The sequence below is a fragment of the Streptomyces hesseae genome (genome assembly GCF_031845785.1).
Taxonomy (GTDB): Bacteria; Actinomycetota; Actinomycetes; order Streptomycetales; family Streptomycetaceae; genus Streptomyces; species Streptomyces hesseae.
Genome location: NZ_JAVRFI010000014.1, coordinates 63,650 through 75,384, shown reverse-complemented (window position 1 = coordinate 75,384; position 11,735 = coordinate 63,650). Strand labels below are relative to the sequence as shown.

The 11,735-nt window shown below is 71.7% G+C and carries 11 protein-coding genes; 5 read left to right on the top strand and 6 right to left on the bottom strand.

Annotation, left to right across the window (positions count from 1 at the left end; translation table 11 throughout):
• Nucleotides 1–47: 47 nt before the first annotated feature.
• The gene (locus RM609_RS21285) at nucleotides 48–1,232 is read right to left on the bottom strand and encodes a carbohydrate kinase family protein (RefSeq protein ID WP_311613085.1); all 1,185 of its coding nucleotides are present in this window, start codon (nucleotides 1,230–1,232) and stop codon (nucleotides 48–50) included.
• Nucleotides 1,233–1,311: 79 nt separating this feature from the next.
• On the opposite strand from RM609_RS21285, the gene RM609_RS21280 reads away from it, so the two are divergent.
• The gene (locus RM609_RS21280) at nucleotides 1,312–2,634 is read left to right on the top strand and encodes a family 4 glycosyl hydrolase (protein WP_311613084.1); all 1,323 of its coding nucleotides are present in this window, start codon (nucleotides 1,312–1,314) and stop codon (nucleotides 2,632–2,634) included.
• Between the two features lie 291 nt (nucleotides 2,635–2,925).
• Here RM609_RS21280 and RM609_RS21275 read toward each other — a convergent pair whose 3' ends face one another.
• Entirely contained in the window at nucleotides 2,926–4,011 is a 1,086-nt protein-coding gene (locus tag RM609_RS21275) for an S-(hydroxymethyl)mycothiol dehydrogenase (RefSeq protein ID WP_311613083.1), read from the bottom strand.
• A gap of 158 nt (nucleotides 4,012–4,169) precedes the next feature.
• On the opposite strand from RM609_RS21275, the gene RM609_RS21270 reads away from it, so the two are divergent.
• On the top strand, nucleotides 4,170–4,970 hold the full coding sequence (locus RM609_RS21270; RefSeq protein ID WP_311613082.1) for an HAD family acid phosphatase: 801 nt from the start codon (nucleotides 4,170–4,172) through the stop codon (nucleotides 4,968–4,970).
• A 62-nt stretch (nucleotides 4,971–5,032) separates the two neighbouring features.
• Here the strand turns inward: RM609_RS21270 and RM609_RS21265 are convergent, their stop codons facing one another.
• The gene (locus RM609_RS21265) at nucleotides 5,033–5,857 is read right to left on the bottom strand and encodes a hypothetical protein (protein ID WP_311613081.1); all 825 of its coding nucleotides are present in this window, start codon (nucleotides 5,855–5,857) and stop codon (nucleotides 5,033–5,035) included.
• Between the two features lie 180 nt (nucleotides 5,858–6,037).
• Between RM609_RS21265 and RM609_RS21260 the strand changes: the two genes are divergently transcribed.
• Complete coding sequence (locus RM609_RS21260) at nucleotides 6,038–6,493, top strand: hypothetical protein (RefSeq protein ID WP_311613080.1); 456 nt, start codon at nucleotides 6,038–6,040, stop codon at nucleotides 6,491–6,493.
• A 73-nt stretch (nucleotides 6,494–6,566) separates the two neighbouring features.
• On the opposite strand, the gene RM609_RS21255 is transcribed toward RM609_RS21260, so the two are convergent.
• The 3 genes from RM609_RS21255 to RM609_RS21245 form a co-directional block, all read right to left on the bottom strand.
• On the bottom strand, nucleotides 6,567–7,475 hold the full coding sequence (locus RM609_RS21255; RefSeq protein ID WP_311613079.1) for a ribonuclease Z: 909 nt from the start codon (nucleotides 7,473–7,475) through the stop codon (nucleotides 6,567–6,569).
• Nucleotides 7,476–7,479: 4 nt separating this feature from the next.
• The gene (locus tag RM609_RS21250; protein WP_311613078.1) at nucleotides 7,480–7,836 is read right to left on the bottom strand and encodes a histidine triad nucleotide-binding protein; all 357 of its coding nucleotides are present in this window, start codon (nucleotides 7,834–7,836) and stop codon (nucleotides 7,480–7,482) included.
• A 97-nt stretch (nucleotides 7,837–7,933) separates the two neighbouring features.
• Nucleotides 7,934–8,521: a hypothetical protein gene (locus RM609_RS21245; protein WP_311613077.1), complete on the bottom strand. Its 588-nt coding sequence runs from the start codon at nucleotides 8,519–8,521 to the stop codon at nucleotides 7,934–7,936.
• Nucleotides 8,522–8,756: 235 nt separating this feature from the next.
• Between RM609_RS21245 and RM609_RS21240 the strand changes: the two genes are divergently transcribed.
• Both RM609_RS21240 and RM609_RS21235 read left to right on the top strand, forming a co-directional pair.
• On the top strand, nucleotides 8,757–10,001 hold the full coding sequence (locus tag RM609_RS21240) for a glycosyltransferase (protein ID WP_498073168.1): 1,245 nt from the start codon (nucleotides 8,757–8,759) through the stop codon (nucleotides 9,999–10,001).
• Nucleotides 9,998–11,662 (top strand): ArnT family glycosyltransferase, encoded by a 1,665-nt coding sequence (locus tag RM609_RS21235; protein WP_438828494.1) that lies wholly within the window; start codon nucleotides 9,998–10,000, stop codon nucleotides 11,660–11,662. Before RM609_RS21240 ends, RM609_RS21235 begins: the two co-directional genes overlap by 4 nt.
• The last annotated feature ends 73 nt before the right edge of the window (nucleotides 11,663–11,735 follow it).

The window sequence follows — 11,735 nt, the reverse complement described above, 5'->3', positions numbered from 1 at the left end:
GGCTTTTCCGGGGGGATCGCCGAGGTCACGACGGCGGATCGCCGAGGTCACGACGGCCTGCGGAAGCCCAGCGTCGGCAGGGCCCGGCGCAGCGGCCAGGGGCTGATGGCCTCGGGGAGGATCGCGTCGAGGAAGGAGTAGCGGCGCAGCGTGGCCGGGGACTGGTCGTCGAAGGACCGGACGTGCTGCCACCACGCGGCGATCTCCACCCAGCCGGGCGCCGACAACGACCCCCCGAACTCCTGGACCGACAGGGCGGCCGTCAGCCCCGCGAAGGCCAGCCGGTCGGCCAGCGGCCACTCGGCGAGGGTCCCGGTGACGAAGCCGGCCACGAAGACGTCCCCCGCGCCGGTCGGGTCGAGGGCCTCGACGACGATCGCGGGCACCTCGGCGCTCTCGCCGGTGCGCCCGTCCACCGCGTACGCGCCCCGCTCCCCCATCGTGACCACGGCCAGCGGCACCTTGTCCGTGAGCGCGCGGGCGGCGGCGCGCGGGCAGTCGGTGCGGGTGTAGCGCATGGCCTCCTCGGCGTTGGGCAGGAAGGCCTCGCAGTGCTCCAGGTCGGCGAGGTCCGCCGGGTCCCAGCGGCCGGTCTCGTCCCAGCCGACGTCGGCGAAGACCCGGCTGCCCTGGCGGGCCGCCGTCGCGATCCACTCCTCCGGCCGCCCGGGCGTCAGCAGCCCCACACAGGCCCGCGCGGGCGGCGGGCACTCCGGGGCGGGCTCCTCCGGCGGCGGGGCCTCGTGGCCGTGGGAGATCATGGTCCGCTCGCCCTCGTAGGCCATCGAGACGGTGACCGGGGAGTGCCAGCCGGGCACCGTGCGCGACAGGCTCAGATCGATGCCCTCGCCCCGGGAGAGGGACTCCCAGCAGTACTCGCCGTACATGTCGTCGCCGAATGCGGCGGCCAGCGAGGTGCGCAGGCCCAGCCGGGCCAGGGCGGTGGCCATGTTGGCCACGCCGCCGGGGCTGGAGCCCATGCCGCGCGCCCAGGACTCGGTGCCGCGCACGGGGGCGGAGTCCAGGCCGGTGAAGATGATGTCGAGGAAGACGGTCCCGGTCAGATAGACGTCGGTGGGCGGGTCGGCGTCGGTGCGCAGAGCGGCGAGCGGGTCCAGGACCGGCGCCGTTCCCGTGTGTCCTTGCTGCCCTTGCTGTCCATGCTGTGCTTGCGGTCCTTGCGGGAAACCCGCGCGAGGGGCACCTGTGTGGGTGGAGGAAGGGGCCGTCATACTCGCTCGTCGCTCCTCTCAGGGATGCACGAAATGCGGATCCGCACAGTGTGCCCGAAGCTGAGGTACGTTCCGTTCCATGAGGCTCACCATTCTCGGCGGCGGCGGATTCCGGGTGCCGCTGGTGCACCGGGCCCTGCTGGACGACGCCCGGCGCGACGCCCCGGGTCGCTGCACGGAACTCGTGCTCCACGACACCGACTCCGCGCGCATGAGGGTGATCGCCTCCGTGCTGGGATCCCAGGCCGCCGGGGTGCCCGGCGCCCCCTCCGTACGGCTCGCGGAGAACCTGGACGAGGCGCTGCGCGGGGCCGATTTCGTCTTCTCCGCGATCCGGGTGGGCGGCACGGCCGGCCGGGTCCTCGACGAGCGGATCCCCCTCGCCGAGGGCGTCCTGGGCCAGGAGACGGTCGGCGCGGGCGGGGTGCTCTACGGGCTCCGTACGGTCCTGGTGGCCACGGAGATCGCCGAACGGGTCGCGAGGATCGCCCCGGACGCGTGGGTCATCAACTTCACCAACCCCGCCGGGATGGTGACGGAGGCGATGTCCGCCGTGCTCGGCCCACGCGTCATCGGCATCTGCGATTCACCCGTGGGGCTGGTCCGCCGCGCCGCCCGGGCGGCGGGCGCGGACCCGGACCGGGTCACCTACGACTACGTGGGCCTCAACCACCTGGGCTGGCTCCGCTCGTTGGTCCGCGACGGCGAGGACCTTCTCCCGGGGCTGCTGCGCGACGAGACGGCCCTGACCTCCTTCGAGGAGGGCAAGCTCTTCGGCGCCCGCTGGCTCCAGGCGCTCGGCTCCCTGCCCAACGAATACCTCCACTACTACTACTTCCGCCGCGAGACCCTCCGCTCGGTCATGGAGTCCGCGGAGACCCGCGGCGAGTTCCTCGACCAGCAGCAGGGCGACTTCTTCACCCGCGCGGCCGCCGAACCCGAGCGCTCCTTCGAACTGTGGGAGCACACCCGGCTGCGCCGCGAGGAGACCTACATGGCCGAGAGCCGCGCGGCGACCGGCGGCTGGCAGCGCGACACCTGCGACCTGGACGGCGGCGGCTACGACCAGGTGGCGCTCGCCCTGATGCGGGCGATCAGCGCGGACGAACGCACCCGGCTGATCCTCAACGTCCCGAACGGGCTGACGGTCCCCGCGCTGGACGCCACCGCCATCATCGAAACCGTGTGCGAGGTCAGCGCGAAGGGCGCGCGGCCACTGCCGTGCGCCCCGCTACGGGAAGATCAACTCGGGCTGATGCTCCAGCTCAAGGCGGTCGAACGCGCGGCGATCGAAGCCGCGCTCCACGAGGACCGCGACGCGGCGCTCCGCGCGCTGGCCCTCCACCCACTGGTCGACTCGCCATCGGTGGCGGCCCGCATCCTGGCCCGGGCGAACCGCTGACGCGGGGCCTCCACCCGGATTCCGGGCGCCCCGCCCTGGGGTCTGGGGGCTTGCCCCCCAGGAAACGGGAAGGGGCGGGTCCGGGGCACCCCAACTCCGCCGCGACGGCGAGTGGCCATCACGGCGGAGTCCGGCGGTGCCGAACCGGCGGCAACCGCCGTCAGGCACCGCCGAACTCCCCGGCGGGGGCTGGGCACCGTCGCGGCGGGAGTGGGTGCCCCAGTCCCGCCCTTTCACCGTTTCCCGGGGCTGCGCCCCGGACCCGGCCCCCGGCCGTAGGGGTGGGTACCCCTAGAAGACGACCACCGACCGCAGCACATCCCCCTCGTGCATACGAGCGAACGCCTTCTCCACATCCCCCAGCCCGATCGTCTCGGTCACAAACGCCCCGAGATCCAGCCGCCCCTGAAGATGCAGATCCACCAGCATCGGGAAGTCCCGCGACGGCAGGCAGTCCCCGTACCAGGACGACTTCAGCGCGCCGCCCCGCCCGAAGACGTCCAGGAGCGGCAGCTCCAGCTTCATCTCCGGCGTCGGCACGCCGACGAGAACGACGGTGCCGGCCAGGTCACGGGCGTAGAAGGCCTGCTCGTAGGTCTCGGGGCGGCCCACCGCCTCGATGACCACGTCCGCGCCGAAGCCGCCCGTGAGCTCGCGGATCGCCTCGACGGGATCGGTGGAGCGGGAGTTCACCGTGTGCGTGGCGCCCATCTCGCGCGCCTTCTCGAGCTTGCGGTCGTCGATGTCGACGGCGATGATCCGGCCCGCGCCCGCCAGCCGGGAGCCCGCGATCGCCGCGTCGCCGACGCCGCCGCAGCCGATCACGGCGACGGAGTCGCCGCGCCCCACCCCGCCGGTGTTGATCGCGGCGCCGATGCCGGCCATCACGCCACAGCCGAGGAGGCCCGCCACCTCCGGGGCGATCGCGGGGTCGACCTTGGTGCACTGACCCGCCGCGACCAGCGTCTTCTCGGCGAACGCGCCGATGCCGAGCGCGGGAGAGAGCTCCGTGCCGTCGAGGAGGGTCATCTTCTGCTTGGCGTTGTGGGTGTTGAAGCAGTACTGGGGGCGGCCGCGCAGACAGGCCCGGCACTGGCCGCAGACGGCCCGCCAGTTGAGGACGACGAAGTCGCCGGGGGCCACCTCGGTGACGCCCTCGCCCACGGACTCGACGACGCCCGCCGCCTCGTGACCGAGGAGGAAGGGGAAGTCGTCGTTGATGCCGCCCTGCTTGTAGTGGAGGTCGGTGTGGCACACACCGCACGCCTGGACCTTCACCACGGCCTCGCCCGGCCCCGGGTCCGGCACCACGATCGTCTCGACCCGCACCGGCTCGTTCTTCCCCGGTGCGATGACTCCGCGTACTTCCTGCGCCATGGTCTCGTGCCCCACCCTTCGTGTCGCTGGTCCGCACACCACGGTACGCCCAAACGATCTTTCTCCGCGCGTAGAACGTCACGCCGCCGGGACCTTGACCCCGTCCGGCTCAGGCCTTAGCTTCGCGCTGCATCGTCCTTGTTACCCAGGAGTCACCTGTGTCGCTCTCCCTGAAGTCCACGCGTGTGCGCGTCGCCGCCGCCACCGCCGCCCTCGCCGTCGGCGCCGGCCTGTACACCGCGGGCGCCGCCTCCGCCGACCACGCGGTGCCCCGCACGGACAAGGAGATCCCGAACCTCACCCAGGTCCAGGACAAGATCAAGGCGTTCTACGGCGACACCGTCGACGCCTCCGGCCAGCACTACGCCTCGCCGGACAGCAACTACGCCAAGCAGGTCGCCGGCATCCAGAAGAAGGCCAAGGCCCAGCTGGAGACCGTCGTCCGCAACACCCAGCACGCCAAGAAGGGCGCGAAGAAGCCCGCCATCGTCCTGGACGTGGACGACACGACCCTGCTGACCTACAACTACGAGCTCCAGCAGGGCTTCCGCTTCACGCCCGAGTCGCAGGACGCGTACCTGAAGTCCACCGACATGACCGCCGTCTTCGGCATGCCCCAGCTGGTCAACTGGGCCAAGTCCAAGGGCATAGAGGTCTTCTACGTCACCGGCCGTGACGAGCACCAGCGCGAGTGGAGCGTCCGCAACCTCAAGAACGTCGGCTACAAGCCCGTCGCCGACGCCTCCCACTTCTTCCTGAAGAACAAGAAGACCCCGCCGGCCTACCTCGCCTGCGGCGCCAAGTGCACGACGGTCGAGTACAAGGCGGGCACCCGCAAGTACATCGAGTCCAAGGGCTTCGACATCGTCGCCAACTTCGGCGACCAGTACAGCGACCTCCAGGGCGGCTACGCGAACCACACGTACAAGCTGCCGAACCCGATGTACTACCTGCCGTAAGGCGTAGACGCGGTACGGGCGGGGTCGCCCTCGGCGACCCCGCTCCCCGTCCGCCCCGCCGCTCAGCCACGGGCCATGCGCAACCGCTGACAGCCGCGCGACTGCCGTCCGTCGAAGTCGCACACCTCGAACCACACGTTCTTCATGCCGTAACGGACGGTGTCCTTGCCCGCCCGCTGAGCGCCGTCGGGATTGCCGACCAGCACCTCCGTATGACGTCCCCGGCGGTCCTCGTAGTGCATGAGCAATCGCCCGCCCCAGCCGTCGTCGTACGCCTCGCGGTCGTCCCGCGAATACGGCATCACATACTCGACGCCGTACCACCCGTCCCCGGTGTCCCAGTACCGATAGCCCACGCCCGCGATCGTGGCGCCCTTGGCGCTGCGCGCCTCGAAGAGGGTGAACGCCCCGCCGCGCCCACGTGCCGCGTCGGCGGCGGGCGCCACGGAGGACGGCCGTCCACCAGCGGGCGTCCCGGGCCGGGAGCCGGCGAACACCCAGTACGCGAGGGTGAGGGCGAGAGCGAGCACGGCCACCACCGCCGACGGCCACCGGAGCCGGACCCGGAGCCACCGCGAACGCCGCCCCGGCGCCGGAGCGCTCCCCTCCCGCCCGGCGATCCTCCGCCTGGCCTCCAGCCACGCCTCACGCCGCGCCCCGTCGCCGCACGCCACCACGAACGCCTCAAGGACCTCGGCACGCGGCAGGGCGGTCCGGGCGAGGGCGTCGGAGATCGTGCTGCGGGGCAGCACCATCCCCTCCTCGGCCGCGCGCCGCTGGAGCCGGCGGTAGGTGAGTCCGGAGTGCTCGCGCAGTTCCCGCATCAGCGCCACCAGAGCCGCCGCGTCCCGCGCTCGCGCGGGGTCGGGTCTCTCCTGCTCGCCCATGCAGCACATGGTGGCATGCCCACGGCGAGCCGCAATCCCTCTGTCCGCACCCCCTTCCACACCCTGTCCGACCTGCGGCCGGACACACCCGGACGGGTCCGGACGGCCCGGGGCGTGGACCGGCCGGGCCCGCCCTGCCAGCGTCGTGCCGCCGACACCACACCCGAACGGGAGGCCCCGATGAGGAACGGAACGCGCCGCGCCCTGGCAGTCTCCGCGGTGACCGCCACGGCCCTGCTGACCTTGGCCGGCCAGGCCGGCGCCACCGCCCAGAGCCCCTATCCGTATGTACACGGGAAGTCGCACGGAGGTTGCTCGGAGGCCGCGGGGACGTACAACTACTACGACACCGGCAAGCGCACACCGAGCGGGTACCAGCTCTTCACGACGGCTTTCGACATCCAGGTCAAGGACCTGTGTCCCAAGGACCCCCAGCACAACGCGGCCCGGCTGTACCTCGAGTACTGGCAGTACAGGAACGGCCTGGACGAGTGGCACGGGTGGCACCCGGTGAAGACCAACGGCACCTACAAGCCCAAGAATCCGCCGAAGAACGTCTGGTACCTGAAGATCCGGGTCTGTGACTGGAACCCGACCGACGGCACGCTGGAGAAGACCTGCGCCGAAGTCAAGTAGCCGCGCGCCGACGGCGCTCCGGTCCGCGACCCCGCCCGGGGCGCGGACCGTTCAGCGCGGCCTCGGCGCGGCCTCAGCGCCGCTTCGGCACCGGTACGCGCAGCAGGTCGCGGGCGACGGTGAGCTCGCCCTCGAAGCCCGCCTCCCGGGCCTGGCGCTCGAAGACCGACGGATCGTCGTAGCGCTGGGAGAAGTGGGTGAGCACCAGATGCCGTACGCCCGCCCGCGCGGCGACGCGGGCGGCCTGGCCCGCCGTCAGATGGCCGTGCTCGGTGGCCAGCGACTCGTCCTCGTCGAGGAACGTCGACTCGATGACGAGCATGTCGCAGCCCTCGGCCAGCTCGTGGACGCCGTCGCACAGCCGGGTGTCCATCACAAAGGCGAAGCGCTGGCCGCGCCGCACCTCGCTGACCTCGTCCAGCGTCACCCCGCCGACCGCGCCCTCGCGCATCAGCCGGCCGACGTCCGGCCCGCCGATGCCGCGCTCGGCCAGCAGCTCGGGCAGCATCCGGCGCCCGTCGGGCTCGACCAGGCGGTAGCCGTAGGACTCGACGGGATGCGAGAGCCGGCGGGCCTGAAGGGTGTACGAGCCGGTGGCCGCCAGCACCGCGCCGGTGCCCGCGACCGGTTCCTGGACGAGCTTGACCGTCTCGCGGTAGGCCGTGGCGTACCGCAGCCGTTTGAAGAAGCGCTCGCCGCTCGCCGGGTAGTGCGCGGTGACCGGATGCGGCACCCGGTCGAGGTTGATCCGCTGGATCACCCCGGCCAGGCCCAGGGAGTGGTCGCCGTGGAAGTGGGTGACACAGATCCGGTTGAGGTCGTGCGCGGCCACCCCGGCGCGCAGCATCTGACGCTGCGTCCCCTCGCCGGGGTCGAAGAGGATGCCGTCCCCGTCCCAGAGGAGGACGTAGCCGTTGTGGTTGCGGTGCCGGGTGGGGACCTGGCTGGCCGTCCCGAGGACGACGAGTTCGCGGACGGACAACGGTCTACCCGGGGGGCCAGTTGAAGCCACGGCCGCCGAGGACGTGGGCGTGCGCGTGGAAGACGGTCTGCCCGGCGCCGGCACCGGTGTTGAAGACGATCCGGAAGCCGTTGTCCCCGTTCTCCTGAAGGGCTACCTCGCCCGCATCGCGCAGCACGTCGGCGGCGATCTGCGGCTCGGCGGCGGCGAGGGAGGCGGCGTCGGGGTAGTGCACCTTGGGGATCACCAGGCAGTGCACGGGCGCCTGGGGGTTGATGTCACGGAAGGCGATGGTCGTCTCCGTCTCCTTGACGACCGTCGCGGGTACGTCTCCCTTGACGATCTTGCAGAACAGGCAGTCCGCCTGCGGTTCTCCCGCCACCGGTGGGCTCCTCCCGGGTCATCGGCTCGTACCGTCCGGATGTTACCGGTCCGTCCGCACGGCCGCCGCGACCCTCCTCGCCCACTGGCCCGGTGAGCTACTTACCCGGTGCGGGAGGCCTGTCGGTGCAGCTCGCCGAGGGGCCCGGGTGCCCCGTGGGCCTCGGCGCGGGCGGCGGTTTGTGCTGGCCGGGGCCCTGGGCGGTCGGGGGCCTGCCGCCGGTGTCGCCCGGCGCCGTCCGGTCGCAGTCGCCGAGCACGCTCACCTGGAAGACGGTCCGCCCGTCGACATTGGCCGTCAGCAGGCCGCGTACACACGCCTGACCGGTCATGCCCGTGACCCTGCCGAAGACGATGATCTTCCTGCCGGTGTCCGTACGGCCCTCGCAGTCGACGCCGACGACGGTCACCGGCAGCGCGCTGCCCGTGCCGGGGTCCTTGCCGCCGTCCTCGGCCTTGCCCTGGCAGCTCAGCCAGGCGGCGTGGACGCCCTCGCCGTCGAGGGCGCGCGAGGCCTGCCGCTGTGTGGTGACGGCGACGGTCGTCGCGTCCAGCCCGGCGACCGGATCGCAGCCGGACAGCGCCACGACGGCGGCGCCGGTGAGGACGACGGCAACCGGTCCGTACCGAGGTCCGTACCGAGCCCTGGAGAGGCGAATGGAACGTATGCGCCTTGACGCACCCATAGCGGGGAGTGTCCCACCGGCCCGGGCCCCGGGGAAAGGAGGCCTCCGGCCGCTGATCCGTTGGCCGAATACAGGCCAACTTCTCATGCTCTTGCGTGAGTTCGTAAGGAAACACAGGATTTATCGGTTCCGCACCCAAGTTTCACCTTCCCCCCTTACTCTCTCTGCCCTGAAGCACACACACGCGTGCTGGGGGGCCGCGTCCGGGGGTAGGGGGACACCTTTGCTGACGTCCATGGTGGTCTGCGCGGTATCGCTCGCGCTCTTCTGGATGGCCGCCTTCACACTCTGGTGGCAGATGCACGCCTGGCGCACGCCCGAGACGCTCGCGGGCACCCGTTTCCAGCCCGCCGGGGGCGAGGGCGCGCTCTCCTTCTCGCTCCTGGTGCCCGCCCGGCACGAACAGGCGGTCCTGGAGCACACCGTCACCCGGCTGCTCACCTCCACGCACGGCCGCTTCGAGGTGCTGGTGATCGTCGGGCACGACGACCCGGAGACCACCGAGGTCGCCGAGAAGGTCGCGACCACCGCCCCGGACCGGGTACGGGTGATCGTCGACACCCATGAGAAGAAGAACAAGCCCAAGGCCCTCAACACCGCGCTCCCCCACTGCCGGGGCGAGGTCGTAGGCGTCTTCGACGCCGAGGACCAGGTCCACCCCGAGCTGCTCACCCATGTCGACCACGCCTTCCGGGCGACGGGCGCGGACGTGGTGCAGGGTGGGGTGCAGCTGATCAACTTCCACTCCAGCTGGTACAGCCTGCGCAACTGCCTGGAGTACTTCTTCTGGTTCCGCAGCCGCCTCCACCTCCACGCGGAGAAAGGTTTCATCCCGCTGGGCGGCAACACCGTCTTCGTCCGCACCGACGTCCTGCGCGAGGCCGGGGGCTGGGACCCCCGGTGCCTGGCCGAGGACTGCGACCTGGGCGTACGGCTCTCCAGCGCCGGCAAGCGCGTCGTCGTCGCCTACGACTCCGAGATGGTCACCCGCGAGGAGACCCCCGGCACCCTGATGAGCCTGCTCAAACAGCGCACCCGCTGGAACCAGGGCTTCCTTCAGGTCTACCGGAAGAAGGACTGGCGGCAACTGCCCACCCTCGCCCAGCGGATGCTCGCCCGCTACACCCTGATGACGCCCTTCTTCCAGGCGTTCAACGGCATCGTCATCCCGCTGAACATAGCCATCGCCCTGCTGCTGGACGTCCCTTCCGGCGTCGCCGTGGTCACCTTCCTGCCCGCCGTGGCCATGCTGGTCACCTTTGTCTTCGAGGTCGTCGGCCTCCACGACTTCGGCACGCAGTACGGCCTGCGCGTACGCCTCGTCCACTACCTCAAGCTCATCCTCGGCGGCCCCTTCTACCAGATGCTCCTCGCGGGCGCGGCCCTCCGCGCCGTCTGGCGGGAGCAGCGGGGACAGAGCGACTGGGAGCTCACCCGGCACGTCGGCGCGCACCTCACCCGAGAGGACGTCATGTCGTGACCGCGACCCTCCCGACCGCCACCGCGAGCCCGGTGGTCCTCGACACCACCCCTGGCACCACCCGGCTGCGCGCCCTACGCCCCGACCTGCTGCTGTGCGGGGCGGTACTGGCCGCGATCCTCCTCGTCCAGGGCTGGAACACCGCGGGCTTCCCGGCCCTCAGCGACGACGAGGGCACCTATCTCGCCCAGGCATGGGCAGTGCAGGAGGGCAAGGGCCTGGCCCACTACACGTACTGGTACGACCACCCGCCGCTGGGCTGGCTCCAACTGGCCCTCGTCACCTGGCTCCCCGCCGCCCTCTTCCCCGACGTCATGTCCGTCGCCCCGATGCGGATCGCGATGCTGCTGGTGACGGCCGTGAGCGCGGTGCTGCTCTACGTCCTGGCGCGGCGGCTGGGGCTGAGACGGTGGGCGGCGGCCCTGGCGATGGCCCTGTTCGGGCTGTCGCCGCTGGCGGTGGTGCTCCAGCGGGAGATCTTCCTCGACAACATCGCCGTGCTGTGGATCCTGCTGGCCTTCTGCCTGGCCGCCTCGCCCCGCCGCCACCTGTGGCACCACTTCGGGGCCGGGCTGGCGGCGGGGGTGGCCGTGCTGACCAAGGAGACGATGCTGGTCGTCCTGCCCGCGCTGCTGGTGACCATGTGGCGGCACACCCACCGCGACACCCGGAAGTTCGCGGTGACGGGCGCGATCACCGCCTGTGTCCTCACAGGCCTCGCCTATCCGCTGTTCGCCCTGCTCAACCACGAGCTGTTCCCGGGCGACGGCCACGTCTCGCTGCTCGGCGGCATCAAGTACCAGATGGGCCGGGCGGGTTCGGGCTTCATCCTGGACGGGGGTTCGGGCGCGCACGCGGTCCTGCGGTCCTGGCTCTACTACGACCGGGTCCTGCCCCTCGCGGGCCTGGCGGCGGCGATACTGCTCCTGGCCGCGGCCCGCTGGTCCCACACGGCCCGCACCTTGGCGGGCCCGGCGACGGCGGTGGTGATCCTGGCGCTGGTGGCACTACGGCCATCGGGCTACCTGCCGGCGATGTACGTGATCCAGCTGCTGCCGTTCCTGGCGTTGACAGTGGCGGGGGCGGCTTCAATCCAGCCTCTCCGGCGTTTGAGGAGCGGGGGTCCGGGGGCGGAGCCCCTGGAAGAAACGGGAAGGGGCGGGGCAGGGGCAAATCCCACCCACCCCCGAAGACCCGCGCTCCTCCGCCGAGCCGCCGCTCTCACCCTCGCGGTGACGGCAGCCGCCGTCGTAACGCCCCACTGGTACGACGCCACCCGCACCGCCCTCACCACCGACGCCAACGCCCCCTACCGCGCGGCAGCGCACTGGCTGCGCGAGAGGGGCAACGTCCCCGACCCGTCCCGCACCCGCGTCCTCGCCGACGACGCGATCTGGCTCGACCTCGTGCACGCGGGATACCGCCCGGGGACCGGGGCCGTCTGGTTCTACAAGGCCGACCTCGACCCGGCGATCGCCAAGACGATGCCGCGCGGCTGGCGCGACGTGGACTACGTCGTCGCCTCCCCGACCGTACGCCGCGACGCGCCCACGCTGCCGCTGGTGAAGGCGGCGCTGACGAACTCGGAGACCGTCGCCTCCTTCGGCGAGGGCGACGGCCGGATCGAGATCCGCAAGGTGACGCGGGCGGGAGCGCGGTGACAGGAGACACGCGGGAGGCGTTACCCAGGCCCCGACCGCACCCGTCACACACCACACGCAACACCCGCACCCC